Source organism: Hyphomonas sp. (assembly GCF_018402285.1).
GTDB lineage: Bacteria > Pseudomonadota > Alphaproteobacteria > Caulobacterales > Hyphomonadaceae > Hyphomonas.
Window position 1 is genome coordinate 75,906 of the sequence record NZ_JAGYJH010000004.1, and the last position, 25,530, is coordinate 101,435.

Here is a 25,530-nt window from a genome sequence, read left to right on the forward strand (position 1 = left end):
CTTGCGGCAAAAAGTGACGCGCGCGTCATCTGAATCTGGCGCTCGGCCGCGAAGTCGTTTACTTTTATCATCGCAAACGCACTTCAACCGCCCACACCCCGCTCATAAAAACGCATCCAGGGAGAACACGATCATGGCCGATGGCGCAGGTAAAATCGACATCCGCAATTCCGTCAGCGAAGCCGAATGGAAGGCACGTGTCGATCTCGCGGCGATGTACCGCCTCACCGCGCTTTACGGCTGGGACGACATGATCTTCACCCACATCTCCCACCGCGTGCCCGGCCCGGAACATCACTTCCTGATCAATCCCTATGGCTATTTCTTCGAGGAAATCACCGCCTCGTCCCTGGTGAAAGTCGATCTGGACGGCAACATCGTTCAGGAAACCGACGCGATGATCAATCCGGCCGGCTTCACCATCCACTCGGCCATTCATGCGGCCCGGGAAGATGCGCACGTCGTGATGCACGTCCACACCGATCAGGGCGTGGCGGTTTCGGCCCAGAAGGAAGGCCTCCTGCCGCTCAGCCAGACGGCCATGGTCGTGCGCGAAGATGTCGCCTACCATGACTATGAAGGCATTGCCCTTGATCTGGACGAGCGCGAGCGCCTTGTGCGCGATCTCGGCCCCAAGAAACACTCCATGATCCTGCGCAACCACGGCACACTCACCTGCGGCGAAACGGCGGCAATCACCTTCACGCGCATGTTCTTCCTGGAGCGCGCCTGCAACATGCAGATCATGGCGCTGTCGGCCGGGCGAGAGGGCGTTCTGGAGTGCGACACCGGCCTTCAGCAGAAGGTCGCCGGGCAGGGCGGTATGACCGAGAACAGCCACGGCATGTCGAAGCTCACCGAGATGCTCGTCTGGCCCGCCCTCCTGCGCAAGCTGGACCGCGATCTGCCCGGTTATGCCGCATAGGTATTTTTCCTGATTAGACTAAATGGGTTGCCGGAATATGCCTCCGGTAACCCAAGTTAAACATGGTCATAGTCGAAAAGAGTTCAGAGTCGCGCCATGAAGCATCTTAAAGCCTTCGAAGACGCCCTTGGCGCCATTCACAGCGAAGGACGATACCGCGTATTCATCGACCTTCACCGTCACAAGGGCCGTTTTCCCAAGGCCACCGCGCGGTTTGAAGCGGGTGAGCGGGAAGTCACCATCTGGTGCTCAAACGACTATCTGGGAATGGGCCAGGATGACGATGTCATCAATTCCATGCACGAAGCGATCGACAGCTTCGGCGCCGGTTCTGGCGGCACCCGCAACATCTCCGGCACCACACGTTTCCACGTCGATCTGGAGCAGGAGCTCGCCGACCTTCACCGTAAGGAAGCCGCGCTCCTTTTCACTTCCGGTTATGTCTCCAATGAGGCGACCCTCTCGACGCTGGGCAAGATACTTCCCAACCTGATCATCTATTCCGACGCGCTCAACCACGCCTCGATGATCGAAGGGATCCGCCGCTCCGGCGCCGAATACCGTGTCTTCCGCCACAACGATGTCGACCATCTGCGCGCGCTGCTGGAGCTGGACGATAAGGACCGCCCCAAGCTGATCGCGTTTGAAAGTGTCTACTCCATGGACGGCGATTTCGGCCGCATGGAAGAGATCTGCGACCTCGCCCAGGAATTCAACGCCATCACCTATCTCGATGAGGTTCATGCCGTCGGCATGTACGGAGAGCAGGGCGCGGGTGTTGCCGAAATGCTCGGCCTGGCTGACCGGATCGATATCATGGAAGGCACCCTCGCCAAGGCGTATGGCGTCATGGGCGGCTATATCGCCAGCCATTCCAGCGTCATCGATGCCATCCGCTCGATGGCGTCCGGCTTCATCTTTACCACCTCGACCTGTCCGGTCATGGCCGCCGGCGCTCTCGCCAGCATCCGCAAGCTGCGCACCGATGAAGGCCGTCGCCTGCGTGCCGTCCATCAGGACAAGGCCGCGACCCTGAAGCAGAAATTCCGCGATGCGGGCCTGCCTGTGATGGACTCGCCCTCCCACATCGTTCCGTTGCTGGTGGGTGACCCTGAGCGCTGCAAGGCCCTCTCCGACACGCTGCTTTTTGACTTCGGCATCTACGTTCAGCCGATCAACTATCCCACCGTTCCGCGCGGAACTGAGCGCCTGCGCTTCACGCCGAGCCCGGTGCATGACGAAGTGATGATGGATGAGCTGGTCGCTGCCATCCTCGCAGTCTGGAAACAGCTGGGTCTAGACAAGGCCGCGTAAGTGCAGGTTCTGGCACGAACTGGCACGAACTGGCCAGAGTGGTCTCCTGAATGGTCCGGTTCTGCCGGGCCATTTCGCGTTTCTGTCAGCGCTTTTTGCCGAGGCCGATCTGCTTGGCATGCTTTGAGCGCAACCTGGCATAATTGGGCGCGACCATCGGATAATCCGCCGGCAGGCCCCATTTCGCACGGTATTCTTCCGGCGTCATGTCAAACCGGGTGCGCAGATAGCGTTTCAGCATCTTCAGCTTCGCCCCATCTTCCAGGCAGATCAGGAATTCCGGTGTCACCGATTTGTTGACGGGAACAGCAGGGTCCTGATGCTCAACTGGAGCGGGTGCAGTATTCGTGAGGCTGATCAGGGTCGCGTGTATGCTTTTGATGAGATCTGGCAGTTGTCCCGACTGCACAGAATTGTTTGTCACATAGGAAGAGACAATCTCCACGGTCATTTCCAAAGGACCGATGTCTTCAGGATCCATCATTGTCCACCCCATGCGTCCTGTAATCGTTGCAGCGATTCTCGAAATTCTTGCCATGTCTAAGTATAAACGCGCAGGCTCGTAAAGTATCGGCCTATCTTTTTCATCGCAGTGGCGAGAACTATTCCATTATAGTTGAAAGTCGGCAGAGCTTCGAGTCGCAGTTGCCCACACCTGCCGCACCGCGTAAACACCGCCTGTCCGGCACAAAGGAGGCTCCCATGGCAGATTCGGCGCAAGTTACAGAAACGCTGTCCGGGGGCTTTTTCTCGATGGGTCTGGCCGACCGCGATCCCGAGATCGCTGCCGCCATCGCCAAAGAGGCAACACGCCAGCAACACCAGATCGAGCTGATTGCCTCGGAAAACATCGTCTCGCGCGCCGTCCTTGAGGCGCAGGGGTCGATCCTCACCAACAAATATGCCGAAGGCTATCCCGGCAAGCGCTACTATGGCGGCTGCGAATTCGTCGACATTGCCGAGGAACTCGCGATCGAGCGCGCCAGAAAGCTGTTCAACTGCGGCTTCGTAAACGTCCAGCCCAATTCCGGCAGCCAGGCCAACCAGGGTGTATTCCAGGCTGTGCTGAAGCCGGGCGATACCATCCTCGGCATGAGCCTCGCCGCCGGTGGTCACCTGACCCACGGCGCCAAGCCCAACCAGTCGGGCAAATGGTTCAACGCTGTCCAGTATGGCGTGCGCCCGGACGACCACCTGATCGACTTTGAAGAGGTCGAGCGCCTTGCCCGTGCCCACCGCCCGCAGATGATCATCGCCGGCGGCTCGGCCTATCCCCGTCAGATCGATTTTGCCCGCTTCCGCGAGATTGCCGATGATGTCGGCGCCATCTTCCTTGTTGACATGGCCCACTTTGCGGGGCTCGTCGCAGGCGGTGTCCACCCCAACCCGCTCGACCATTGCCATATCGCCACGACCACCACGCACAAGACGCTGCGTGGCCCGCGCGGCGGCATGATCCTCACCAATGACGAGGCTCTCGCCAAGAAGATCAACTCGGCCATCTTCCCCGGCATCCAGGGCGGCCCGCTGATGCATGTCATCGCCGGCAAGGCTGTTGCCTTCGGTGAAGCGCTCACGCCGGACTTCAAGGCCTATGTCGAACAGGTTGTCTCCAATGCCCGCGCCATGGCTGCGGCCTGCCTCTCTGCCGGTCTCGATGTCGTCTCCGGCGGCACCGACACCCATCTCGCCCTGATCGACCTGCGCCCCAAAGGCGTCACAGGGCGCGACGCCGAAGCGGCCCTCGAGCGCGCCTATATCACCTGCAACAAGAACGGCATCCCGTTCGATCCGGCCCCGCCCACGGTCACCTCCGGCATCCGGGTCGGCTCGCCCGCCGGCACCACGCGCGGTTTCCGCGAAGGCGAGTTCATCCAGATCGGCACATGGATTGGCGAGATCGTCGAAGCACTTGCCAATGGCGACAGCGAAGCTGTCGAAGCCCGCGTCCGTGAAGAGGTGAAGACGCTCACCGCGCGCTTCCCCATCTATGAAGGCCTGGGGGGCTGAGCGGCTTTGCGCTGTCCATTCTGCGGCTCTGAAAACACCTCCGTAAAGGACAGCCGCTCGGCGGAAGACGATACCGCTGTGCGCCGCCGCCGCGTCTGCGAAAGCTGCGGCGCGCGCTTCACCACCTTCGAGCGCGTGCAGCTGCGCGAGATCATCGTGGTCAAGCGTGACGGCAAGCGCAGCCTGTTCGACCGTGAAAAACTCCAGCGCTCCATCCTAATCGCCTTGCGCAAACGGCCTGTGGACCGCGACCGGATCGACCAGATGGTCTCCGGCATCGTCCGCAAGCTTGAAAGCGGCGGGGAGAACGAAGTCCCGTCCTCGGAAGTCGGCGAACTGGTGATGGAAGCGCTCAAGCGTGTCGATCCGGTCGGCTATGTCCGCTACGCCAGCGTTTACCGCGACTTCAAGGATCCCAGCGACTTCGCCCAGTTCATCGAAAAGGCCGCGCTCGACGACGAAGACGACGACGCGGCCGGAAAATGAAAAGCCTCCGCATCACCCTTAAGATCGCGTCCTCACTGGACGGACGCATCGCGCTCGCCGATGGCACCAGCCAGTGGATCACCTCCAGCGCCTCACGCGCCCGCGGCCACCAGATGCGCGCAGAAAACGATGCCATCATGGTCGGCATCGGCACTGTCCTGGCTGATGATCCGCTGCTGACCGCGCGCACGGTTCCGCTCCCGGCCAGACAACCCGTCCGCATTGTCGCCGATTCCAAGGCCCGCCTGCCCACCGCCTCGCGCCTTGCCGGATCGACAGAGCTTGGCCGCGTCGTTGCCGTCACGGCGGGGCAGGGCAGCGAGACCCTGGCCGCCGCCGGCATTGACGTGTGGCGCTGCGGAAATGGCGTACGCATGGACGCTGGCGAATTTGTCCGCCGCGCCGAAGCCGAAGGCCTGCGCAGCCTCCTCATCGAAGGGGGCAGCACCCTGGCCGCCACCTTCATCCGCGCAGGACTTGTTGACGAGATCGCCTGGTTCCGCGCGCCTATCCTGATCGGCGGCGAAGGCCTGCCCGCCCTCGGGGCTTTGGGGCTGTCAGACCTGAAATCTGCGGCACGCTGGCGCCCTGTCGCTGCGGAACGGATTGGGGATGACGTCCTCGACACTTATGTTCGATCTGAGCAATAGGCAGCAGGATACAAACCATGTTCACGGGCCTCGTCACCGATGTCGGCACTGTCCGCAAAGCGGAGCACCGCAACGGCCTCACCCGGTTTGAGGTCGAGAGCGGCTATCCTCTCGCCCAGATCGCCATGGGCGCCTCCATCCTCCATTCGGGCGTCTGCCTGACGGTCGTAGAGAAAGGAGAAGCCGAGCGCGGCGCCTGGTTTGCGGTCGAGGCCGTCCCGGAAACCCTGTCGAAAACCATCCTGGGCGGCTGGCAGGAAGGCACGCGCGTCAACCTTGAGCAGAGCCTCAAGCTTGGCGATGAACTCGGCGGCCATTTCGTCTTCGGCCATGTCGACGGCGTCGGCGAGATCGTATCGGTCGAACCTGAAGGCCAGTCCTTCCGCGTCACCATCCGCCCGCCCGCCGCCATCTCGCGCTACTTCGCCACAAAGGGCTCGGCCGCGATCGACGGCGTCTCGCTCACTGTGGCCGCTGCGCTTGAGAACGGAGACTTCCAGGTCGCCATCATCCCGCACACATGGGACGTCACCACCCTCGCCGCGCTGAAGCCGGGCACACGGGTAAACCTCGAAATCGATATGCTGGCGCGCTATGTGGCGCGGATGATCGGCGCCGATGCGCCGCAAGGGAGCTGAAACCAAATGAGCAGCGAATTCACCGCCGCGATTTCCTCGATCGAGGAAATCATTGAAGACGCCCGCAACGGCCGCATGTTCATCCTGGTGGACGCCGAAGACCGCGAAAATGAGGGCGACCTCATCATCCCGGCCACGTTTGCCACGCCCGAAGCGGTCAACTTCATGGCCCGTTATGGCCGCGGCCTCATCTGCCTCGCCATGACGCAGGAGCGCGGCCACACGCTGCGCCTCGACATGATGACCCGCAACAATCGCGAAAGCATGGGCACGGCCTTCACCGTCTCCATCGAAGCCAAAGAGGGCGTCACCACCGGCATCTCCGCGCATGACCGTGCCCGGACGATTGCAGTCGCCATCGATCCGACCAAGGACGAAGACGACATCGTCAGCCCCGGCCACATCTTCCCGCTGATCGCCAAGGAGGGCGGCACGCTCGTCCGCGCTGGCCACACCGAAGCGGCCGTGGACATCTCCCGCATGGCCGGGCTCTATCCGGCCGGCGTGATCTGCGAGATCATGAATGATGACGGCTCGATGGCCCGTCTGCCGGAGCTTGTCGCTTTCGCCCAGCTGCACAATCTCAAGATCGGCACCATCGCAGACCTGATCGCCTGGCGCCGCCAGAACGACCGCTTCCTGGAGCGCCGCATCGAGGCGCCGCTGGAATCCGATTACGGAACCGGCTTCCGCACCGTCTGTTTCCGCAACACGATGGACAATTCCGAGCACATCGCCATCGTCCATGGCGACATCAGGCCCGACACCACCACCCTCGTCCGCGTCCACCGCACGGACATCCTCTCTGACATCCTCGGAGAGAAGGGGGCGCGCTCGGGGCTCGTGGCAAAGGCCATGCGCCTCATCGCAAATGCGCCCGAGCCCGGCGTGGTTGTCTTCGTCAACACGATGCAGCCCGGCGCCATTGCCGAGCGCCTCGGCCTCAAATCCGCCGCCCCCCGAGACCCCTCCGCGCCCCTGCGCGAATACGGCATCGGCGCGCAGATCCTGCGGGAACTGGGCGTTCGCAGCATGATTTACCTGTCCGACACGCAGCCCACCCGCCTTGCGGGGCTTGACGGATACGGTCTGACGATAGAGGGCTGGCGCCAGCTGAGCGAGGAGACTACCTGACATGGCCGACCGCGTACTTGTCGCGATTTCGCGCTACTACAAACATATCAGCGACGAGCTGGAAGCGGGCGCGATGGAAGTGCTCGAAGCCGCCGGTGCCAAGGTCACCGTGATGGAAGTTCCCGGCGCGTTTGAAATCCCGGGCGTCATCGCCATGGCGGCGGATGCCGGCCGGTTTGATGGCGCCATCGCGCTCGGCTGCGTCATCCGCGGTGAAACCACCCATTATGACTATGTCTGCGGCGAGAGCGCCCGCGGCCTGATGGACCTGATCGTCCAGCGCCGTCAGGCCATCGGCTACGGCATCCTCACGGTTGAAAACGAAGCCCAGGCCCTCGCGCGCGCAGACCGCAAGCGCAACAACAAGGGCGCCGAAGCGGCCAAGGCCTGCCTCGCCATGATCAAGTTCCGCAAAGAACTGATCGGCTGATGACCCAGAAAATGCCCTTCGACGTTACGCGCGCACGCCGGGCCGGCGCGCGTCTCGCGGCGGTTCAGGCACTTTATGAAATGGAGCAGACGGAGAAATCTGCCCGCGCCACGATCCGCGAATTCATGGAAGACCGTCTGGGCCTCGGCCCGGAAGGCGTTCCCATCGAAGACGCGGACCCGGACCTTTTCAAGTCCATCGTAAACTCCGTGGTCGAACATCAGGCAAGGATCGATACCGCCATCCTCGCGCGCCTCGCGGAGGGCTGGAAGCTGACCCGCCTCGATGCCACCATGCGCGCCCTCCTGCGCGCGGGCGCCGCTGAATTCATCGCGCATCCGGAACTCTCCGACGCGGTGATCCTCGACGAGTACGTCTCCCTCGCGCATGACTTCTTCGACGAAGGCGACGCCAAATTCGCCAACGCCGTATTGCAGAATATGGGCCGGGATTTGCGCGCCTAGGGCCATCACAAGACCTTGCTCACCCTGAGCGAAGTCGAAGGGCGAGCAGGCCCTGGCAGGGCCTCACCCCACCTCCCGCGCCCAAGCCCTCACATCCGCCACATAAACCTCCGGCGCTTCCATTGCCGCAAAATGCCCCCCGCGCGGCATCTCCGTCCACCGAGCAATATTATAGGCCCGGTCCGCCCAGCTCCTCGGCGGCGCCACGATGTAGCGTTCGCCAGGATAGCTCGCAAAAGCCGTCGGTGTTTCGCAGCGCTCGCCCTCGGGCAAGCCATTGCCGCCTTCCTGGAAAAGGGCATTGTAATACCAGACGCTTGTCGCAATCGCGTCATTGACGAGGTAGATCATCACATTCGTCAGAAGCTGATCGCGTGTGTAGACCTCAAACAGGTCCCGCTGCGAAAGATCGCTCCAGCCGTGAAACTTCTCCAGAATCCACGCCGCCGTGCCCATCGGCGAATCCATTAGCGCCATCGCCAGCGTCTGCGGCTTGGTCGCCTGCTGCATCAGGTAGGCGCCCTCTGCCTGCATCATCATCTGCGAATGCTGCAGCCACTGTGTTTCCTCTGCCGTCTGAGGAACCGCCGGGGTCGGCCGGAAGCTCATCATGTTGAGATGGATCGCCTTCGCCCCGCCCTTGCCATCCTGCGTCCCATGGTTCTTGCCAATCCAGGAGGTAACCATCGAGCCCCAATCCCCTCCCTGCGCCAGATAGCTGGAATAGCCCAGCACTTCCCGCATCAACGTGTCCCACATCGCCGCCGTCGCCCGCTGGCCCAGCGGTGAGGCGGGCTTTCCGGAAAAGCCATAGCCGGGCAGGGACGGGATCACGAGATCAAACGCGTCTTCCGCCTGGCCGCCATGCTGGGACGGGAAAGCCAGCGGCCCGATCGCCTGCCAGAACTCATAGATGCTGCCCGGCCAGCCATGCGTGATCAGGAGCGGACGCTTCCCCTTGGCCTCGCCAACCACGTGCACAAAATGAATGCTCAGCCCGTCCACCTCGGCGGTGAATTGCGGCCACCGGTTCAGCTCATCCTCCGCCGCCCGCCAGTCATAGGTCTCCAGCCAATAGCGCTGAATGTCCTTCATCACTGCGGTCGACATGCCATAGGCAAAGCCTTGCTCATTGGCCGGGGCAGGAAACCATTTGTAGCGCTCCACGCCCGCCCGTATCTCGGTGAGCCTGGCGTCTGGAACATTGACCTTGAACGGTGTCGGCGCGGACATGGTATCTCCCCCTCATCATGGTGACGGTGAGGCTAGCGCACCCCCGCCCTCTGTCTAAGCCATCCCCCAGCGGCAGGCGCGCGCCTTGAACAGCCCGCAAAAGACAACACCAACCGCGTTGGAGAGTTTGCCTCGCCGTTGGAGTTTTCACTGGAGCTTCTTCAGACCGAAAAACTGGTCCCGCAGCCACAGGCGGCGGTTGCGTTCGGGTTCTTGATCTTGAACGCCGCGCCGATCAGCTCGGTTGAAAAGTCGATCTCCGAGCCTTGCAGGAACTCAAGGCTCATCTCGTCGATCAGCACCCTTGCCCCGTCGCGTTCGATCACGCGATCATCCGCATTGGCCGCAGGCGCGAAGTCAAACTTGTAGGAGAAGCCGGAGCATCCCCCGCCTTCCACAGACACGCGCAGGAAGGCGGCGCCGTCCTGTTTGGCGAGAATCGCATTAATCCGCTTCGCAGCAGACGCAGTCAGTGTCACATCCGGGGCAATGGTCTCGGTCATGGGCCTAACATAAGGACGAATTCCTTGATGGAAAAGAGAGCCCCTTACGCAACACGTCATGAAGACAGCCGCGGGCGCTTTTTCGAGGAGGCACCGTCGGCCACGCGCACCCCGTTCCAGCGGGACAGGGACCGGATTATCCACTCCACGGCCTTCCGCCGGCTGAAGCAGAAAACCCAGGTTTTCGTCGCCCATGAGGGCGATCATTTCCGCACGCGCCTGACCCACTCCCTTGAAGTTGCGCAGATTTCCAGAACCATTGCCCGCACGCTGGGGCTCGATGAAGACCTCGCCGAAACCCTTGCGCTCAGCCATGATCTCGGCCATCCGCCCTTCGGCCATGCGGGGGAAGACCAGCTCGACGCCTGCATGGAGCCTTATGAGGGCTTTGATCACAATGCGCAGTCGCTGCGCATCGTGACGCGTCTTGAGCGCCGCTATCCCCTGTTTAACGGGTTGAATCTGACCTGGGAAACGCTCGAAGGCCTCGTCAAGCACAACGGCCCCCTGACCGGTCCTGACACCCCCGTGACAGCCCTCCCCATCGCCTTCCGCGACTTTGCCCCCCTCGAACAGCTCGAACTCGACCAGTTCGCCGGCCCCGAAGCCCAGGTCGCCGCCCTCTCGGACGACATCGCCTACAATAACCACGACATCGACGATGGCATCGCCGCGGGCCTTTTCACAGTGGATGACCTGCTGGAACTCCCTGTTGTCGGAGATGTTTTCCGCGGCGTTCGCATGGAATACCGGGATCTGGACGACCGGATGGTGACCTATGAAGCCGTCCGCCGCCTCATCGGCCTCTGGATCAACGACCTCATTCTGGAGACCCGGTCCCGCGTTCAGCGCCTCAAGCCCCAGTCGGCTGCCGAAGTGCGCGCCCTGGGTGAGCCCCTGATTGGTTTTTCCGAGAGCCTGGAAGGCCCCCAGCGCGCCCTGCGGACTTTCCTCTATGCCAGAATGTACAAGCATTACAGGGTCAACCGGATGCGCTCTAAGGCCAAGCGCGTGCTGGCAGACCTGTTCGAGGTATTCCTGAACGAGCCCCAGACCCTTCCGCCACCCTGGAATGGCCTCGCCATGAAGGAAGAGGGCGCCCGCCGGGCCCGGATCGTCTGTGACTACATGGCCGGGATGACCGATACCTACGCCCTGGAAGAGTACCGCCGCCTGTTCGACACCAGCGCCCTGACCTAGGCAGATGGGATGTTTTCCACGGTTGTAACGGGTCCTCTTCAAGGCTCGTTAAGGAAACTCCCCTAAAAATTAACCTAGGTGATTGATTCCAAGGAGTTCTTCCATGAGCCGATCGGACATGGCAGGCCGTGAAAACCCGTTCGAGGACGATTATCGCGGATTTGACGTACGCGAAGACGAAGCTGCGCGCGGGCCGCTGATCCTGACGCTGGCCATCGGCGTGCTGCTGATCTTTGGCGGCGTGGTCTGGAACACCTACAGGCAGGGCGTGCGCCCGCCGACAGATGGCATTCCCAGCATCATCGCGGAGCCCCAGCCCTTCAAGCAGCTGCCGGCCGACCCCGGTGGCAAGCCCATCGAGCATACCGACAAGCAGTTCTACGATGCCATGGACGCGTCCGAGCGCGAGGCGGGCGTTAGGCTTGCGGCCGCAACCACGGCGCCGGCCGGCGCTCTGGCGGGCGGCCCGCCGCAGGATCTGCGGCCTGCGCCCCTTGACGTGCCCGCTGCTGAAACGGTCAGCCCGGCGCCTGCGCCCCTGCCGGTAACCGAGCTGCCAGCCGCAGAAGGTCCCGAGCCCCGGCAGCAGATTGCGGCCGTGACCATCAAGCCTCCCGAGCCCATCGAGCCGCTCTCCTCGCAGGCGCGCTTCACCTTCACCGAAACCGGGGAGTTCCTGGTCCAGATTGCCGCCCTGCGGTCGGAAGAAGCAGCCGAAACTGCATGGCGCCGCGTGACCTCATCGGCCCCGGAACTGTATCATGGCGCCTCGAAGCGGATTCAGCGGGCAGACCTCGGCTCTGAAGGCGTGTTCTACCGTCTCCGCGTTGGTGCCTTTGCCGATCGCGCCGAAGCGGTAGCCTTCTGCGAGGCGATCAAGGAATCCGGGGCAAATTGCATCGTGGTGACGGGATAAGTCGTGAAAGCCTGTATTCTCAGTGTATCGGGTCCGGAGCTGACCCCTGGCGAAGCTGCGCTGTTTGCGGCGGAAAACCCCTGGGCCGTCATCCTGATGGGCCGCTCCTGCGTCTCGCGGATGCAGGTGCGCCGGCTTGTCGCCGATATCTGGAATGCCACAGGCCGCGAGACGCTGATCTTCATTGACCAGGAAGGCGGCCGGGTTGCCCGCCTAAAGCCGCCGGAATGGCCGCTGTTTCCGCGCGGCGCGGATTATGCCGCCCTCTACGAACAGGACCAGGCGCTGGGCCGGGACGCCACCTGGCTTGGACACCGCCTGATCGCCTCAGAACTGGCTGCCCTGTCGATCCATGCTGATTGCTCGCCCGTGGTCGACCTGCCCGTCCCCGGCGCGCATGACGTCATTGGCGACCGTGCCTTCGGCTCCGAGCCTGAGCAGGCCGCAGACCTCGCCCGCGCCGCCCTTGATGGTCTCACCGCCGGGGGCGTTGCCGGCGTCATCAAGCATATCCCCGGTCATGGCCGCTCCGTGGCCGACAGCCATCTCGAACTCCCGCGCGTCAGTGCCGGCCAGAATGAACTCGCCAAGGATTTCGACGCCTTCGCCCGCATGGCTGATGCGCCGATGGCGATGACGGCCCACATTGCCTACGAAGCATACGATCCTGGCAAGGCGGCCACCGTCTCAAAGATCATGATTCAGGACATCATCCGCGGCCGAATCGGCTTTGATGGCCTCCTGATGACGGATGATCTGGGGATGAAGGCATTGGGCGGGACCCTCACAGAGCGCGCAGACGCGTCGATTGCCGCTGGCTGCGATGTGCTGCTGCATTGTTCGGGCTTCCTGAAGGACGCTGAGGCCATCCTCGCCGAGATGACCGAAGTGGCCAAGGCTGCGCCGCATCTCTCCGGTAAGGCAGCTGTCCGCGCGGCCGCTGCCGACGCCATCGCCGGCAAGGCCCAGCCTTTCGAGCCCGCGCCCGCGTGGAAACGCTTTCACGAGCTGATCCCCCCGCCGGGAGCCATGGCATGAGCAGCGACACGATCTCCATTGATGCCCTCTCGGCAGGGGCCGAAGACGCCGAAGGCGTCAACATCTTCAATGTCGAGATCGGCGGCTATGAAGGCCCGCTCCATCTTCTGCTGGAGCTCGCCCGACGCCAGAAGGTGAACCTGCTGCAGATATCCATGCTGAGCCTCGCCGAGCAATATCTCTCCTTTGTCGAGGATGCGCGCACCAAGCGGATCGACATCGCTGCCGACTATCTCCTGATGGCCTCCTGGCTCGCTTTCATGAAGTCGCGCCTGCTGCTGCCAAAGCCAGAAGTGCTCGAAGAAGACGAACCCACCGGCGAAGAAATGGCCGCGCGGCTCGCCTTCCGCCTCAAGCGCCTCGACGCCATGCGTCAGGCCGTGCGCGAGCTGGAGGCCGGCCCGGTGCTCGACCGTGTCGTTTTCCTGCGCGGCGAGACCGAGCAGCCCAAGGTCGTCAAGCATACCGAATACACCGCCTCGCTCTATGATCTGTCCACGGCGCTGGCCACCATCCGCGACCGGCGCGAGAAGGAGCGCCCTCACCGGATCGAACAGCAGATGGTCCTGCCGCTGGAACAGGCGCGCACCACGCTGCGCGGCCTGCGTGAGCAGCTCGACCAGTGGGCAAGCCTTGCCGATATCCGGACCGCCATGACCGACATCAATCCTGAAGTGCCCGAGCGCTCCGTCACAGCCAGCGTTTTTTCTGCTGCACTTGAGCTGACGCGTGACGGCGAGGTGGACTTGCGCCAGGACACCCATTTCGCGCCGATCTATATGCGCCGCATTGCCGCCCGTCCGCCGGAGATGGCCGATGCAATCGCTTGAGATGCACATGATGACCGATGAGACCATACACGAACAGGACGCTCACGATCCGCAGGCGGAGTTTCCGGGCCTGACGACCCCTGCCTTTGAAGGTACACGCGAAGAGCTCGTTGCTGAAGGCGTTCGCCGCGCTGAAGCCGTATTGTTTGCGGCCGGCCAGCCGCTTTCAGCAGATCAGGTGGCGCAGGTTCTGCCTCAGGGAGTTGAGGCGGGAGAAGTGTTGATGGCTCTGCGCGCAATGTATGCAAAGCGGGGCGTGAACCTGGTCGAGGTGGCCGGGAAATGGCGGTTTCAGACGGCGCAGGATCTTTCCTGGCTGTTTGTGGAAGAGCGTCAGGTCCAGAAAAAACTCGGCCAGGCCGCGATGGAAACCCTCTCTATCATCGCCTATGGCCAGCCCGTCACGCGTGCTGAGATCGAGGCCGTGCGCGGCGTGGCTGTCGCCAGGACCGTGATCGACACGCTGCTCGAAACCGGCTGGGTACGCACCCGCGGACGCCGCAAGACACCCGGCTTGCCGATCTGCTATGGCACAACCGACAAGTTCCTCGAGCATTTCGGCCTCGAAAGCCTGGACACGCTGCCGGGCAAGGCAGACCTTGAAGCCGAAGGTCTGCTCTCCGACGTGATCCCGTCCGGCTTCCAGATGCCCGATGAGGAAGCGCTCACCGAGGACGACATCCTGATCAATGATCTGGGTGAACTGGCTGACACTGAATCCTTCGTAACGGACTTTGTGTCGGATGAAGACGAGGCCGAAAGCGAGCCAGCCCCTGAAACGTCGGAGGCGGAGGAAGTTTCCAGCTCTGCGCCGGAAGCCGCGGTCGAAGACGAGTTTGAAGAGGACGGCTCTGTCAGCGTTTTCGCCTATACCCGAGCGCCGGAGCGGGCCCGGGAAGAAGTCGACGAATTCGATGGCGCCGACATCAAGGCCGCCGTCATGCGGCTGCGCAAGGAAACCCGGGTGCCACAGCAGCCCATGGATGCCTGGCGCGAGGACGAGTAATCAGGCCTGCAGGCAGAAAGAAGCGATTGATGACGGAAGCTGGCGAACTGCCCGTCAATATCTGGGTCTGGGATCTGGATATCAGCCAGCAGCAGGCCCGGCATCTTGCAGAATGTCTGTCCGAAGATGAAATCAGGCGCGCCGACAGGTTCGCAACCGCAGAACTGAGGCGCCGCTGGATCGCCGGCCGCGCCGGAATGCGGAACATACTTGCTTCATCCCTGGGCGTGCCGGCATCCCGGCTGGTATTTGAGGCAGGCCCTCATGGGCGCCCCTCTCTCTGTGGTCCGGACTGTCCGTTTTCGTTCAATCTCAGCCACAGCGCCAGTCTCGCTGCTTTTGCGATTTGTAGCGCCCCCGTCGGCATAGATGTGGAAGAGATAAAGGCCTTGCCGGAGGGCGTGGCGAAGATGATGTTCTCCGCCCCCGAAGTCGCAGCACTGGAGGCTGAGCCTGAAGACAAGCAGGCGCAGGCATTCTTCCGATACTGGACTGCAAAGGAAGCCATTCTGAAAGCGCGCGGAACCGGATTGTCCGTGTCCGGCAGGAGCTTTACAATCGATATTGCGCAGCCAGATGTGCCTCGCCTTGTGACAACGGACTGGGAAGACGGGGATGCCAGCCCCTGGCGGCTCTTGGCGTTTGATCCCCGGCCGGGTTTTGCCGGCGCTGTTGCCGTCAGGACGCCGCGCCCGCTGCGGCTGGATTTCCAGCCTTGGCCCGTTGGTGTCTGATATCAGCCTTCACGCGTCGGGCGGCGGAAAGCGAAACCGCATCGGGCTGTCATAATCCGTGCGGATTTCTTCCTCCCGCGTGCCCCCGCCGATATTGTGAATGTAGAGTGCGCGATCCGTCACCGGATGATGTCCTGAGAAGATCGCGATATGGGGAAGGCGCCCGCCCAGACGCATGGTCACAAGATCGCCCGCCTGCCAGTCCTCCCGCCGCCCCGGCGCTTCCCGCTTCAGGCCATTCCGGGTGAAATAGCGCTCGAGATTTGGCACGCGCCGATGGTCGATGTTGCGGTCGGCGCGCGTCAGGCCCCAGCTATTCGGATAGCTTGCGAAGTTCGCCTTCATGTCCGCGTGGATGAGCGCCTGCAGGTCCACCTCAAAGGCATCGCGATAGGCGCGTATAATCACATCCGTACACACACCGGTTTTCCGAGGTATGTCCCCGCCCGGATAGTCAAGCGTCACATAGGCGGGGTCATATCCGGTCGTGACGCCGATCTGCGCCCTTGCCGCACGCAGAAGGCTGGCAGTCCAGTCTGGCTCTGTCCCGGCAAAGCCCACTGAGGGCAGAAGGGGCAGGGCAAGGCCTGTGGCCAGAAGGGTTCGGCGCGTGATCATCCTGCCGATCAAACCGCGCCCTTGAGGCAGGATTTAGGCGGGCGGGTGTCTAGAACCCTCGGAATTCGGCAATTTCGTCGACAGAGGCGCGCTCGGCATAGAGCGTGTTGGCTTTCTCGCTGGGGTCCGGTTTGCCAACGGCAACCCCGCACCAGATCATTTCTGTCGGGCCAAGACCGAAATGCTCTTTCAGTGTCGGGCGCAGGATACCCCAGCATTCCTGGAAACAGGTGCCCCAGCCGCGCTCTTCTGCCAGCAGGGCGAGCGTTTGCAGGTACATGCCGGCATGCCCCCACTGGCCATGGCCCATCCGCTCGTCGATCACGAGGAACACGGCCACCGGCGCGCCGAAGAAACGGAAATTGTTGGCAAACCAGCGCAGGCGCCCGGCCTTGTCCTCGCGCGGAATTTCGAGGGCTTCATACAGCATCTCGCCCACGCGGCGGCGGCGCGCTTCATGCGGCTCCCAGAGGCCTTTGGGATAGATCGGACGGTCGGTCGGCTCTCCGCCTGGACTGGCGGCGAGCTTTTCCTGCGCAATCCCGATCACCTTGTCCTTTTCCGCACCGGTCACCACGATGACGCGCCAGGGCTGGGTATTGCCCCCTGACGGCGCGCGCTGACCCGTTGTCAGCCAGGCTTTGACGTCTTCCAGAGGCAGCGGATCAGGCAGGAAGCCCCGCGTGGAAATCCGCTGTTCGACGGCTTTGGTAACGTCCATGAAAAAACCTCCTGTCAGATCTGACAGGAGGTCTAATCAGGTGCTGCGGCGGTCGCCAAGCCTTACTTCGGGTGAAGCACGACCGGCATCCAGTTGTAGCCCTTCACAAAGGCGTTCTGGTTCAGTGAAGGTTCGGCCAGCACTTCAATATGGTCGAAGCGCTCCATGATCTCTTCCCAGAGGATGCGCAGCTGCAGTTCGGCGAGACGGTTGCCAACGCAGCGGTGAATGCCAAAGCCGAAGGAAATGTGGCGGCGGGCATCGGGGCGGTCGGCGATGAAGTCGTTGGGCTTGTCCCAGAAGCGCTCATCGCGGTTGGCCGAGACATACCACATGGCGACCTGGTCGCCCTTTTTGATCGTCTTGCCGTGCATCTCGACATCTTCCAGCGCGGTGCGGCGCATGTAGGCGAGCGGCGTCTGCCAGCGGATTGTCTCCGAAACCATGTTCGGGATGATCGAGGGATCAGCTTTCAGCTTCTCATACTCTTTGGGGAACTTGTTCAGCGCATAGACCGAGGCTGTCATCGAGTTGCGGGTCGTGTCGTTGCCGCCGACGATCAGCAGGATGACGTTGCCGAGCAGTTCCATCGGCGTCATGTTCTTGGTCTTCTCGCCATGGGCGAGCAGGCTCATGAGGTCCGGCTTCTGCGGCTGTTGCTGGCGTTCCTGATAGATGCCCATGAAGGTCATGAGGCAGTTCATCATGGTGGCTTTCCACTCTTCCTCACCGCCTGGGCAGATGTCGGGATTGTGCATCCCGGTGGCCACGTCGGACCAGTGGGTGAGGTCGCGGCGGCGCTCGAACGGATAGTCGAAGAGCGTGGCGAGCATCATCGTAGTCAGCTCGACTGACACCTTGTCGACCCAGTCAAACGGTTCGTTGACGGGCAGGGAGTCCAGCAGGCCCTGCGTACGCGAACGGATCAGCGGCTCGTAGACTTTCAGCATGTCCGGCGCGACGGCAGGCTGCACGGTCTTGCGCTGCTCGGAATGGCGCGGCTCATCCATGGCGATGAACATCGGCATCTCGAAATCGCTGATCGGCTCGCCCAGGGTGATGCCGCCATATTCCCAGCTGGAGGAGAAGCGCTTGTGATCAGTGTCGATCGCCATAACGTCTTCATAGCGGGTGACAGACCAGAACGGGCCGGGGAAGCTGTCCGGGCAATAGTGAAGCGGGTCTTCATTGCGCAGGCGCTCGAACCGGTCCCAGTATTTGCCCTGGCGCCAGAGTTCGCCGTCAATCAGGTCCAGAGTGGAAAGATCAATCTCGCCGGCGGGCGGAATCTCCGCACCAAAGCGTGCATTGTGCGGGTGGAGCGGCTCGCGCTCGGTCACCTTCGGGCGCTGCAGCGCCGGGTGATTGACGAAAGAAACGGTATCGGCGGCCATGTGCATTCCTCCAGTTTTCCCACCCTCTTGGCGGGGCGTATCGCGTCGCTGGGGAAGTTTTTAACACAGGATTTTTGAAAAAACCATGACGCTTGCGTCATTTTTTTGAATTTCAGACGGGATAGCGCTCGGACCTTGCGGCCTGAAGGGCCTTTCGCAGGGCCTTTGCCAAGTCGCTGCGCTCCGGTGGGGTCAGGAAACGCCCGATGATCCAGGCGGTTTTGCCGTGCTCGATTCGAAGCCAGCTCGCCGGGCCGGCAGGCTCGTCCAGTTCAACCCGGGCAAAGGCGGAGGGCAATTCGGCCCGCTTTTCGTGCCCCTTGGCGTCCTTGTGATGAAGGCGGATAGCCCGCGCCGTCACGGTCACGCGGGTTTCTTCCTTCTGGCGGCGGAAGGAAATGCGGAAAGCCAGCCAGATGGCGAGGATGTCGAGCCCCATGAAGCCCAGGACCGGCAGCGCGCCCATCGACAGGAAGATCAGCCCTGTCAGGAAGAAGGTTACGGCTATCGCTGTCATTGCGATAAGGAAGCCATTCCGGCTGAGTGACCGGTTGGGGGTCAGCACGGCGTCCATATAGATGGTTTCAGGCGGGGTCAGCATGAGCGGGAGATTTAGCACGCCCTTGCGCCGCGGGAAGGGCGCTCTATGCCTCACCTTATGCCCGAGACATCCAAGCCTTCCCGAAAACCCGCCAAAGCCGCCCCGCGCTCGAAATTCACGCGCGCCAAGGCCGCAGGACTCTTCGCGGCGCTTGCCGCTGACCGGCCCGATCCGGCGACGGAGCTGGAATTCGTGAACCCGTTCACGCTGCTGGTCGCTGTCGCCCTTTCCGCGCAGGCGACCGATGTGGGGGTCAACAAGGCAACGCGAAAACTGTTCGCCGTAGCCGATACGCCGGAAAAGATGCTCGCCCTCGGCGAGGAGGGCGTGGCCGGATATATCAAGACCATCGGCCTCTGGCGGAACAAGGCAAAGAACGTCATCGCGCTCAGCGCGAAGATCCTGGATGAGTTTGGCGGCGAGGTGCCCCGCACGCGCGATGAGCTCACAACCCTGCCGGGCGTTGGCCGCAAGACCGCGAACGTCGTCATGAACGAAGCCTTCGGCGAGCCCACCATCGCTGTGGACACCCATATCTTCAGGGTTTCCAACAGGACTGGCCTTGCCCCGGGCAAGACGCCCGACCATGTCGAAGCCGGACTGGAACGCATTACGCCGCCCGAATTCAAGAAGGGCGCCCATCATTGGCTGATCCTGCATGGGCGCTATGTCTGCAAGGCGCGTACCCCGGACTGCTGGCAGTGCGTGATCGCAGACCTGTGTGCCTTCAAACCCAAGACGCCGGACCCGGCAGGGCGTTCGTCATTGGGGCCAAAAAAACCTGCCAGGCCGCCTTCATCCGAAAATTGAATTGACCTTGCGCGGTCTGTCGGCAAATCCTTTCCATAAAGAAACTGAAAGAGGGAACGAATTCATGCGCAACAAGCGCTTCAATGCAGGGTCTGCAAAGGTTGTTGCACTTGCGCTCATGGCTTTGGCGGCGCCCGTCTGGCTTGCGGCCTGTGGCGGCGGCGGCGGAAGCGGCGGGGGCGGCGCCGCCGTTTTACCGCCACCGCCACCGCCTCCTCCTCCTCCTCCGCCCCCCCCGCCGGCAGGCACCACCTGGACGCAGGGCGTGTTCCAGCCTGCCAGCAACTTCAAGAACCGTTGCGAAGTGCGCCGCATTGGCCAGGACATCGAAGGCAACACTTTCCCGGATATTCAGGGCACGGCGCTCGACGAACGCTTCTGGCTGCGCTCCTGGACCAACGAAACCTATCTCTGGAATACCGAAGTCACCGACCGCAACCCGGCCAACTTCGCCAGCCGTCGCGATTACTTCGCTGTCCTGCGCACGCTCGCGACAACCCCGTCGGGCAAGGAGAAGGACGACTTCCATTTCAGCGAGCCGACCACCGAATATCTGGCCGCCCGCAACGCCGCGCCCACGGCGACCTATGGGGCGAACTATGTGGCATTTTCAACGTCTCCGCCGCGCGACTTCCGCATCCGTTTTACCGAGCCCAATTCGCCTGCTTCTGCTGAAGCCGGTGGCCAGCCAAATTTTGAACGCGGGTCCCGCATTCTGCGCATCAACGGCATCGACCTTGTAAACAGCAACTCGCAGTCCGAAATCGACCAGCTCAACGCGGCCCTGTTTCCCGCCACGGCAGGATTGACGAACAGTTTTACCGTTCAGGACCCTGACGGGGTGACCCGCGATGTCACGCTGACGTCCGTGAACCTTGCCCGGAAGCCAGTAAACCGCACAAGGATCATCAACACGCCGTCCGGGGATGTTGGCTATATCCTCTTCAACACCTTCAGTCCTTTCGCCAGCGAGCGCGACATCTATGAGGCCATGCTTGAGATGCAGTCTGCCGGTGTCAGCGATCTCGTGCTTGACCTGCGCTACAATGGCGGAGGCCTGCTCGCCGTTGCCTCGCAGCTGAGCTACATGGTGGCCGGCAACACGCGCACGCAGAACCAGGTGTTCGAGCGCCTGCGCTTCAACGCGGCCGCCGGAAATCGCAATCCGGTCACCGGCGCGATCAACGAGCCCGTTCCGTTCTACACAACAGGCCTCGGTTTCACGGTCACCAACGGAACCGCCCTGCCATCCCTTAACCTGCCACGCGTATTCGTTCTCTCGACAGGCTCCACCTGCAGCGCCAGCGAAGCGGTCATCAATGGCCTGCGCGGTATCGGGGTCGAGGTCATCCTGATCGGCAACACGACCTGCGGAAAACCCTTCGGCTTCTACCCTACGGACAATTGCGGCGAGACCTATTACACCATCCAGTTCCAGGGCGTAAACGGGCAGGGGTTCGGCGATTTCGCAGATGGCTTCATCCCGAACAACTCCCCGGCTTCCTTCGGCGTGCGCCTGCCAGGATGTCAGGTGGCGGATGATTATACCCGCGAGCTGGGCGATCCCGATGAGCGCCTGCTGGCTGCGGCGCTGAGCTATCGCGGCTCGCTCGCCTGTCCCTCGGCAGTGGCTGAGGCTGGCCCGGCCAGCGCCCGGCGGTCTGAAGTTTCAACGGCGGGCTCCGGGTTTGAGTTCCCTCAGCCCTCCGTGATGGAAACCAATCGCGACATGACCATGCCTCCGGGCAGATAAGGACGCTTCGCCATGAAATACCGTATTCTGAGTGTTTCGCTTCTGGCCGGCCTTTCAGCCTGCCAGGGCACGCCCAAGCCTGCCGTCCTGACGAATACGTCGCCTGAAACCATGGCAACCGTCACCGGCGTTCTTGCCGCCGCAGTAGACCGGGCGCAGATCGAACTCGGCGCCGGCGATCTGACGCGCGATACCTTCGTCTCCGTCCTGCCGCCGCCGCCCGGGCCCCTGGAAGGCAACAGCCCGGCGCTTCCGGCGATGTTCGACATCATCCTCCTGGACGGCGAGTGCTACGTCCAGGACCGGGCAACCGGCGCGATGTATCCCCTGACCGGTGTGGAATGCCGGTTGGCTTCGACCGGTTAAGCGAGGCTGATCCGCCGGGCCAGGGCAGCGGCCATCCGCTCGCCCAGCTCCGGGCCTTCCTTCGGATAAAGGTAGGGCTCGATCACTTCGAGTTCCATCAGCAGCAGGCTGCCATCCTCACCGCGCAGCATGTCGACCCGGCCATAGAGCGGGGCCTCGTCCAGTGCGCCGATAATCGCGTATGCCGCCGCAAGGTCTTCGGCAGACGGATGAAGTACTTCCTCACGTCCGCCATAGCTGGACTGGATGCGGTAGTCGCCCGGCTGAGCCCGCTTGATGAGGGCATGACACAATTCGCCGTCGATAAAGATGAAAGACAGCTCGCCTTCCTTCTGGATCATCGGCAGGAAAGGCTGGGCCATCATCGCATGGGCCATCTCCGGAACCGCGTCGCCGCGCGTCAGCTTGTGCTGGCCCTTGGCGCCTGCGCCAACCTGGCGCTTGAACACCAGTGTCTCGGCGCCCAGCGCCTCAAATGCCGCCGCCACCTCTGCCGGGCCACAGCTGTCCAGCCACAGCGTCGGGATCAGCTTCGCGCCCCGTGCTTCGAGTTCCCGCAGATAGGTCTTCCGGCAATTCCAGCGCACGAGCGAGGCCGGGTTCATGAGGCGCGTCTTCGTCCCGATCATGTCGAGCGCGGCAAGAAACTCTTCCAGCCGGTCCCAATAGTCCCAGGTCGTGCCGATGATGGCCGCGTCAAAGCTTGCCCAGTCGGCCCTGGTGTCGTCCCAGCAGACGTCTTCGATCCCCATGCCGCGTGCCTCGAAGGCAGGCCTGAGCGCGTCCATGGTGAAATCATGTTCGAAGGCATCCGTGCGGCGGACAATCGAGCCGGGAATGGTCACGCGGCTGGCGAGATAGGCGATTTTCTTCATGGTCTGGGATGGCTCTCGGCTGCGGGCGCCGGGTCAGTCCCGGTCTTTGGTGCGCTCTAGCCGCCTGCAGGCCTTGTGTCCACGCGCTGTGTCTGGCAAGGCGCGGACCACCTGAGTTTTCAAGATGTTTCCAGGAGTCCCGCACTGTGACCGCAGCAAAATTCGACGTCGTCGGCCTCGGCAATGCCATCGTGGATGTTCTCGCTCGCGCAGATGACGCCTTCCTCGCCCGCCTTGGCATCCACAAGGATGCCATGCAGCTGATCGAGGAACCCCGCGCGGAGGAGCTCACCGCCCTCGCGGGGGATGCTGTCATCACCTCCGGCGGCTCCGGCGCCAACACGATTGCCGGCCTCTCCAGCTTCGGCGGCAAGGCGGCCTATATCGGCAAGATCTCGAAGGATGATCTCGGCCACCAGTTCATGCGCGAGATGATGAAGGCCGGTGTGCCCTTCCACACCCGCCCCCTGGAAGGCGGCCCCGCCACGGCCCGCTCGATCATCTTCGTGACGGATGACGGCCACCGCTCCATGAACACCTTCCTCGGCGCCTCGGTCCTCTTCTCCCGGGAAGACGTGGACGCAGACCTCGTCCGCAGCGGCCAGATCCTTTATCTTGAAGGCTACCTGTTCGACCGCGACGAAGCCAAGGAAGCCTTCGTCTACGCTGCAGAGATCGCCAAGGCCGCTGGTCGCAAGGTCGCCGTCACCTTGTCTGACAGCTTCTGTGTCGACCGCCACCGCGCCAGCTTCCGCCACCTTGTAAAAGGCTTCGCCGACATCGTGTTCGCCAACGAAGCTGAGCTTCTCTCGCTCTACGAAACCAGTGATTTTGACGCCGCCCTTCAGGCCCTGCATGCCGATTGCGCCGTTGCTGCGGTCACACGCAGCGAAAAAGGCTCTGTCGTGTTCGGGGAGGGGGCGCCCATCATCGTTCCGGCAGAGCCGGTAGACGCCGTGGTCGACACGACCGGCGCGGGCGACCAGTACGCCGCCGGCTTCCTCTTCGGCATTGCCCGCGGCCTGCCCCTGGCCACCTGTGCCCGCCTCGGCCACATCGCCGCCGCCGAAGTCATCGGGCATATCGGCCCGCGCCCGGCCGTCTCTTACAAGGAGCTGGCCGAAGCGGCCGGAATCTGCGTGTGAACTCCCGAAAAGTCGCGAAACCCCAGCGTTTCTTTCTGGAACTTTCGTTTGGGTGAGTTACACTCGCCTTCATGAAATGGTCAGAACTCAACGATAACTGGTGCCCGGTCGCGCGGACGCTCTCCATCGTCGGAGACCGCTGGACCCTGCTGATCCTGCGCGATTGCTATCTCGGCAAGACCAAATTCGAAGAGTTTGCAGCCTCCGGCGGCATGACCCGGCATCTGCTCGCAGACCGTCTGAAGCGCCTCGTTGAGGTCGGCGTCCTGGAGCGCCGCGCCTATTGCACGGCGCCCAAACGCTTTGACTATGTCCTGACCGCCAAGGGCGAAGAACTCCGCCCGGCTCTGGCCATCATGAAGGAATGGGGCAAGAAACACCTCCCCGTCCGGCGCACGGCGGTTGAGGGCTAAGTCCCGCTCCGTCTCCCTACAGAATGAATTTCGACAGATCCGCGTTCCCGGCCAGGCTGCCGACTTTCCCGTCGACATAAGCCGCCGTGATCGTAAACGTCTCGCCGCCCTTGTCGGGCGCGTCGAAGCTGATCTCGTCCAGCAGCCGCTCAAGGATCGTCTGAAGGCGCCGCGCACCGATATTCTCGATGGTCTTGTTCACCGCTTCGGCCATGTCCGCGATCCGGTCTATGGCGGCGTCCTCAAACACCAGCGTCACATTCTCCGCCGTCATCAGCGCCTCATACTGACGGATGAGGCTAGCCTCCGGCTCCACCAGAATGCGCCGCAGATCGTCCCGCGTCAGTGGCTCCAGCTCCACCCGGATCGGCAGGCGGCCCTGAAGTTCGGGCAGCAGGTCTGATGGCTTGGCGACGTGGAATGCGCCGGACGCAATGAACAGGATATGGTCGGTCTTCACCGCTCCGCGCTTGGTTGAAACGGTCGTGCCCTCGATCAGCGGCAACAGGTCGCGCTGCACACCCTCGCGGCTCACATCCGCTCCGCCACGGTCTTTGCGTGCAGCAATCTTGTCGATCTCGTCGAGGAACACGATCCCGTCTTCCTCGACTGCCATGATTGCCTCGCGCACGATCTGGTCCTCGTCCACAAGCTTGTCGGCCTCCTCGGTCACCAGCGGCTTTGCCGCCTCGCGCACGGTCGTGCGGACACGTTTGGTACGCCCGCCCATTGCCTTGCCCAGCATGTCGCCGAGATTGATCATGCTCATCGATCCGCCCTGGCCGGGAAGGTCCAGCATCTGCATCGGGTTGTGTGTGTCGGCAAAGTCGATGTCGACTTCCTTGTCGTCCAGTTCGCCCCCGCGCAGCTTGCGGCGGAACACTTCGCGGGTGGAGGCCTGCGCCTCGGCGCCGACCAGCGCGTCCAGCAGCCGCTCCTCGGCCTTGTCACGGGCAGCCTGCTCGACGCCCGCGCGCTTCTGCTCCCGGATCATGCCGACGGCGGCCTCGACGAGATCGCGCACGATCTGCTCAACGTCCCGGCCGACATAGCCCACTTCGGTAAACTTCGTCGCCTCGACCTTCAGGAAGGGAGCGTTTGCGAGCCGCGCAAGGCGCCGGGCCACTTCCGTCTTGCCCACGCCTGTCGGGCCGATCATGAGGATGTTCTTGGGCGTGATTTCGCCGCGCAGGTTGTCGGGTGCCTGCTTGCGCCGCCACCGGTTGCGCAAGGCAATGGCAACGGCGCGCTTGGCGGCATTCTGGCCAACGATATGGCGATCAAGTTCGGCAACGATTTCGCGGGGCGTCAGATGTTTCATGA

Annotated in this window: 29 protein-coding genes; 20 read left to right on the forward strand and 9 right to left on the reverse strand. The window is 62.6% G+C overall.

Annotated elements, in window-relative coordinates; genetic code table 11:
• Window positions 1–133 precede the first annotated feature (133 nt).
• The gene (locus KG722_RS10135; RefSeq protein ID WP_213271673.1) at window positions 134–925 is read left to right on the forward strand and encodes a class II aldolase/adducin family protein; all 792 of its coding nucleotides are present in this window, start codon (window positions 134–136) and stop codon (window positions 923–925) included.
• A 96-nt stretch (window positions 926–1,021) separates the two neighbouring features.
• The gene (gene hemA, locus KG722_RS10140) at window positions 1,022–2,239 is read left to right on the forward strand and encodes a 5-aminolevulinate synthase (RefSeq protein WP_213271674.1); all 1,218 of its coding nucleotides are present in this window, start codon (window positions 1,022–1,024) and stop codon (window positions 2,237–2,239) included.
• Between the two features lie 85 nt (window positions 2,240–2,324).
• On the opposite strand, the gene KG722_RS10145 is transcribed toward hemA, so the two are convergent.
• Window positions 2,325–2,723: a MucR family transcriptional regulator gene (locus KG722_RS10145; protein ID WP_366910233.1), complete on the reverse strand. Its 399-nt coding sequence runs from the start codon at window positions 2,721–2,723 to the stop codon at window positions 2,325–2,327.
• Between the two features lie 218 nt (window positions 2,724–2,941).
• Between KG722_RS10145 and glyA the strand changes: the two genes are divergently transcribed.
• The 7 genes from glyA to nusB are packed head-to-tail and all read left to right on the forward strand — an operon-like array spanning window position 2,942 to window position 8,051.
• The gene (gene glyA / locus KG722_RS10150) at window positions 2,942–4,249 is read left to right on the forward strand and encodes a serine hydroxymethyltransferase (protein WP_366910228.1); all 1,308 of its coding nucleotides are present in this window, start codon (window positions 2,942–2,944) and stop codon (window positions 4,247–4,249) included.
• A 6-nt stretch (window positions 4,250–4,255) separates the two neighbouring features.
• Window positions 4,256–4,735 (forward strand): transcriptional regulator NrdR, encoded by a 480-nt coding sequence (gene nrdR / locus KG722_RS10155; RefSeq protein WP_213271675.1) that lies wholly within the window; start codon window positions 4,256–4,258, stop codon window positions 4,733–4,735.
• Window positions 4,732–5,385 (forward strand): RibD family protein, encoded by a 654-nt coding sequence (locus tag KG722_RS10160; protein ID WP_213271676.1) that lies wholly within the window; start codon window positions 4,732–4,734, stop codon window positions 5,383–5,385. The genes nrdR and KG722_RS10160 overlap by 4 nt, the downstream gene beginning before the upstream one ends.
• Window positions 5,386–5,402: 17 nt before the next feature.
• Window positions 5,403–6,023 carry a riboflavin synthase gene (locus tag KG722_RS10165; protein WP_213271677.1) on the forward strand — a complete coding sequence of 207 codons (621 nt, stop codon included), beginning with the start codon at window positions 5,403–5,405 and terminating at the stop codon, window positions 6,021–6,023.
• A gap of 6 nt (window positions 6,024–6,029) precedes the next feature.
• The gene (gene ribB, locus KG722_RS10170) at window positions 6,030–7,157 is read left to right on the forward strand and encodes a 3,4-dihydroxy-2-butanone-4-phosphate synthase (RefSeq protein WP_213271678.1); all 1,128 of its coding nucleotides are present in this window, start codon (window positions 6,030–6,032) and stop codon (window positions 7,155–7,157) included.
• Window position 7,158: 1 nt separating this feature from the next.
• Window positions 7,159–7,587: a 6,7-dimethyl-8-ribityllumazine synthase gene (ribH, locus tag KG722_RS10175; RefSeq protein WP_213271679.1), complete on the forward strand. Its 429-nt coding sequence runs from the start codon at window positions 7,159–7,161 to the stop codon at window positions 7,585–7,587.
• On the forward strand, window positions 7,587–8,051 hold the full coding sequence (gene nusB, locus KG722_RS10180; RefSeq protein ID WP_213271680.1) for a transcription antitermination factor NusB: 465 nt from the start codon (window positions 7,587–7,589) through the stop codon (window positions 8,049–8,051). The genes ribH and nusB overlap by 1 nt, the downstream gene beginning before the upstream one ends.
• A gap of 63 nt (window positions 8,052–8,114) precedes the next feature.
• Here nusB and KG722_RS10185 read toward each other — a convergent pair whose 3' ends face one another.
• Window positions 8,115–9,284: an epoxide hydrolase family protein gene (locus tag KG722_RS10185; protein WP_213271681.1), complete on the reverse strand. Its 1,170-nt coding sequence runs from the start codon at window positions 9,282–9,284 to the stop codon at window positions 8,115–8,117.
• 161 nt (window positions 9,285–9,445) lie between these two features.
• On the reverse strand, window positions 9,446–9,787 hold the full coding sequence (gene erpA / locus KG722_RS10190; RefSeq protein WP_213271682.1) for an iron-sulfur cluster insertion protein ErpA: 342 nt from the start codon (window positions 9,785–9,787) through the stop codon (window positions 9,446–9,448).
• Between the two features lie 27 nt (window positions 9,788–9,814).
• Between erpA and KG722_RS10195 the strand changes: the two genes are divergently transcribed.
• The 6 genes from KG722_RS10195 (at window position 9,815) to KG722_RS10220 (ending at window position 15,511) form a co-directional block, all read left to right on the forward strand.
• Window positions 9,815–10,987, forward strand: a complete 1,173-nt coding sequence (locus tag KG722_RS10195) for a deoxyguanosinetriphosphate triphosphohydrolase (protein ID WP_213271683.1) — start codon at window positions 9,815–9,817, stop codon at window positions 10,985–10,987.
• Between the two features lie 103 nt (window positions 10,988–11,090).
• Entirely contained in the window at window positions 11,091–11,903 is an 813-nt protein-coding gene (locus tag KG722_RS10200) for an SPOR domain-containing protein (protein ID WP_213271684.1), read from the forward strand.
• Window positions 11,904–11,906: 3 nt separating this feature from the next.
• Entirely contained in the window at window positions 11,907–12,941 is a 1,035-nt protein-coding gene (gene nagZ, locus KG722_RS10205; protein ID WP_213271685.1) for a beta-N-acetylhexosaminidase, read from the forward strand.
• On the forward strand, window positions 12,938–13,771 hold the full coding sequence (locus KG722_RS10210; RefSeq protein ID WP_213271686.1) for a ScpA family protein: 834 nt from the start codon (window positions 12,938–12,940) through the stop codon (window positions 13,769–13,771). The genes nagZ and KG722_RS10210 overlap by 4 nt, the downstream gene beginning before the upstream one ends.
• Entirely contained in the window at window positions 13,758–14,777 is a 1,020-nt protein-coding gene (gene scpB / locus KG722_RS10215; RefSeq protein ID WP_213271687.1) for an SMC-Scp complex subunit ScpB, read from the forward strand. Before KG722_RS10210 ends, scpB begins: the two co-directional genes overlap by 14 nt.
• A 29-nt stretch (window positions 14,778–14,806) precedes the next feature.
• Window positions 14,807–15,511: a 4'-phosphopantetheinyl transferase superfamily protein gene (locus KG722_RS10220; protein ID WP_213271688.1), complete on the forward strand. Its 705-nt coding sequence runs from the start codon at window positions 14,807–14,809 to the stop codon at window positions 15,509–15,511.
• Window positions 15,512–15,520: 9 nt separating this feature from the next.
• On the opposite strand, the gene KG722_RS10225 is transcribed toward KG722_RS10220, so the two are convergent.
• From KG722_RS10225 to KG722_RS10240, 4 genes are all read right to left on the reverse strand, one after another.
• Complete coding sequence (locus tag KG722_RS10225) at window positions 15,521–16,129, reverse strand: DUF1287 domain-containing protein (protein ID WP_213271689.1); 609 nt, start codon at window positions 16,127–16,129, stop codon at window positions 15,521–15,523.
• Window positions 16,130–16,178: 49 nt separating this feature from the next.
• A complete protein-coding gene (locus tag KG722_RS10230) occupies window positions 16,179–16,850 on the reverse strand; it encodes a nitroreductase (RefSeq protein ID WP_213271690.1) in 672 nt (223 codons plus the stop codon).
• Window positions 16,851–16,912: 62 nt separating this feature from the next.
• Complete coding sequence (locus tag KG722_RS10235) at window positions 16,913–18,244, reverse strand: cytochrome P450 (protein ID WP_300998415.1); 1,332 nt, start codon at window positions 18,242–18,244, stop codon at window positions 16,913–16,915.
• Window positions 18,245–18,356: 112 nt separating this feature from the next.
• Window positions 18,357–18,863, reverse strand: a complete 507-nt coding sequence (locus tag KG722_RS10240) for a DUF2244 domain-containing protein (protein WP_213271691.1) — start codon at window positions 18,861–18,863, stop codon at window positions 18,357–18,359.
• A gap of 27 nt (window positions 18,864–18,890) precedes the next feature.
• On the opposite strand from KG722_RS10240, the gene nth reads away from it, so the two are divergent.
• The 3 genes from nth to KG722_RS10255 all read left to right on the forward strand — a co-directional run bounded on the left by nth (window position 18,891) and on the right by KG722_RS10255 (window position 21,774).
• A complete protein-coding gene (gene nth / locus KG722_RS10245) occupies window positions 18,891–19,655 on the forward strand; it encodes an endonuclease III (protein ID WP_213271692.1) in 765 nt (254 codons plus the stop codon).
• A 64-nt stretch (window positions 19,656–19,719) separates the two neighbouring features.
• Window positions 19,720–21,408 (forward strand): S41 family peptidase, encoded by a 1,689-nt coding sequence (locus tag KG722_RS10250; protein WP_213271693.1) that lies wholly within the window; start codon window positions 19,720–19,722, stop codon window positions 21,406–21,408.
• A 12-nt stretch (window positions 21,409–21,420) separates the two neighbouring features.
• Complete coding sequence (locus KG722_RS10255; protein ID WP_213271694.1) at window positions 21,421–21,774, forward strand: hypothetical protein; 354 nt, start codon at window positions 21,421–21,423, stop codon at window positions 21,772–21,774.
• Here the strand turns inward: KG722_RS10255 and KG722_RS10260 are convergent.
• Window positions 21,771–22,649: a hypothetical protein gene (locus KG722_RS10260; protein ID WP_213271695.1), complete on the reverse strand. Its 879-nt coding sequence runs from the start codon at window positions 22,647–22,649 to the stop codon at window positions 21,771–21,773. The genes KG722_RS10255 and KG722_RS10260 overlap by 4 nt on opposite strands.
• 146 nt (window positions 22,650–22,795) lie before the next feature.
• On the opposite strand from KG722_RS10260, the gene KG722_RS10265 reads away from it, so the two are divergent.
• Window positions 22,796–23,794 carry a PfkB family carbohydrate kinase gene (locus KG722_RS10265; protein ID WP_213271696.1) on the forward strand — a complete coding sequence of 333 codons (999 nt, stop codon included), beginning with the start codon at window positions 22,796–22,798 and terminating at the stop codon, window positions 23,792–23,794.
• A 71-nt stretch (window positions 23,795–23,865) separates the two neighbouring features.
• Window positions 23,866–24,207: a helix-turn-helix domain-containing protein gene (locus KG722_RS10270; RefSeq protein WP_213271697.1), complete on the forward strand. Its 342-nt coding sequence runs from the start codon at window positions 23,866–23,868 to the stop codon at window positions 24,205–24,207.
• Between the two features lie 16 nt (window positions 24,208–24,223).
• Here KG722_RS10270 and hslU read toward each other — a convergent pair whose 3' ends face one another.
• Window positions 24,224–25,528 (reverse strand): ATP-dependent protease ATPase subunit HslU, encoded by a 1,305-nt coding sequence (hslU, locus tag KG722_RS10275; protein WP_213271698.1) that lies wholly within the window; start codon window positions 25,526–25,528, stop codon window positions 24,224–24,226.
• Window positions 25,529–25,530 lie beyond the last annotated feature (2 nt).

What these genes read in the sequence shown, in the direction of transcription:
- KG722_RS10135 (WP_213271673.1), top strand. Translation starts at nt 134, where the DNA reads ATGGCCGATGGCGCAGGTAAAATCGACATCCGCAATTCCGTCAGCGAA.
- hemA (WP_213271674.1), top strand. Translation starts at nt 1,022, where the DNA reads ATGAAGCATCTTAAAGCCTTCGAAGACGCCCTTGGCGCCATTCACAGC.
- KG722_RS10145 (WP_366910233.1), bottom strand. Translation starts at nt 2,723, where the DNA reads ATGATGGATCCTGAAGACATCGGTCCTTTGGAAATGACCGTGGAGATT.
- glyA (WP_366910228.1), top strand. Translation starts at nt 2,942, where the DNA reads ATGGCAGATTCGGCGCAAGTTACAGAAACGCTGTCCGGGGGCTTTTTC.
- KG722_RS10160 (WP_213271676.1), top strand. Translation starts at nt 4,732, where the DNA reads ATGAAAAGCCTCCGCATCACCCTTAAGATCGCGTCCTCACTGGACGGA.
- KG722_RS10165 (WP_213271677.1), top strand. Translation starts at nt 5,403, where the DNA reads ATGTTCACGGGCCTCGTCACCGATGTCGGCACTGTCCGCAAAGCGGAG.
- ribB (WP_213271678.1), top strand. Translation starts at nt 6,030, where the DNA reads ATGAGCAGCGAATTCACCGCCGCGATTTCCTCGATCGAGGAAATCATT.
- ribH (WP_213271679.1), top strand. Translation starts at nt 7,159, where the DNA reads ATGGCCGACCGCGTACTTGTCGCGATTTCGCGCTACTACAAACATATC.
- nusB (WP_213271680.1), top strand. Translation starts at nt 7,587, where the DNA reads ATGACCCAGAAAATGCCCTTCGACGTTACGCGCGCACGCCGGGCCGGC.
- KG722_RS10185 (WP_213271681.1), bottom strand. Translation starts at nt 9,284, where the DNA reads ATGTCCGCGCCGACACCGTTCAAGGTCAATGTTCCAGACGCCAGGCTC.
- erpA (WP_213271682.1), bottom strand. Translation starts at nt 9,787, where the DNA reads ATGACCGAGACCATTGCCCCGGATGTGACACTGACTGCGTCTGCTGCG.
- KG722_RS10195 (WP_213271683.1), top strand. Translation starts at nt 9,815, where the DNA reads ATGGAAAAGAGAGCCCCTTACGCAACACGTCATGAAGACAGCCGCGGG.
- KG722_RS10200 (WP_213271684.1), top strand. Translation starts at nt 11,091, where the DNA reads ATGAGCCGATCGGACATGGCAGGCCGTGAAAACCCGTTCGAGGACGAT.
- KG722_RS10210 (WP_213271686.1), top strand. Translation starts at nt 12,938, where the DNA reads ATGAGCAGCGACACGATCTCCATTGATGCCCTCTCGGCAGGGGCCGAA.
- scpB (WP_213271687.1), top strand. Translation starts at nt 13,758, where the DNA reads ATGCAATCGCTTGAGATGCACATGATGACCGATGAGACCATACACGAA.
- KG722_RS10220 (WP_213271688.1), top strand. Translation starts at nt 14,807, where the DNA reads ATGACGGAAGCTGGCGAACTGCCCGTCAATATCTGGGTCTGGGATCTG.
- KG722_RS10225 (WP_213271689.1), bottom strand. Translation starts at nt 16,129, where the DNA reads ATGATCACGCGCCGAACCCTTCTGGCCACAGGCCTTGCCCTGCCCCTT.
- KG722_RS10230 (WP_213271690.1), bottom strand. Translation starts at nt 16,850, where the DNA reads ATGGACGTTACCAAAGCCGTCGAACAGCGGATTTCCACGCGGGGCTTC.
- KG722_RS10235 (WP_300998415.1), bottom strand. Translation starts at nt 18,244, where the DNA reads ATGGCCGCCGATACCGTTTCTTTCGTCAATCACCCGGCGCTGCAGCGC.
- nth (WP_213271692.1), top strand. Translation starts at nt 18,891, where the DNA reads ATGCCTCACCTTATGCCCGAGACATCCAAGCCTTCCCGAAAACCCGCC.
- KG722_RS10250 (WP_213271693.1), top strand. Translation starts at nt 19,720, where the DNA reads ATGCGCAACAAGCGCTTCAATGCAGGGTCTGCAAAGGTTGTTGCACTT.
- KG722_RS10255 (WP_213271694.1), top strand. Translation starts at nt 21,421, where the DNA reads ATGAAATACCGTATTCTGAGTGTTTCGCTTCTGGCCGGCCTTTCAGCC.
- KG722_RS10260 (WP_213271695.1), bottom strand. Translation starts at nt 22,649, where the DNA reads ATGAAGAAAATCGCCTATCTCGCCAGCCGCGTGACCATTCCCGGCTCG.
- KG722_RS10270 (WP_213271697.1), top strand. Translation starts at nt 23,866, where the DNA reads ATGAAATGGTCAGAACTCAACGATAACTGGTGCCCGGTCGCGCGGACG.
- hslU (WP_213271698.1), bottom strand. Translation starts at nt 25,528, where the DNA reads ATGAAACATCTGACGCCCCGCGAAATCGTTGCCGAACTTGATCGCCAT.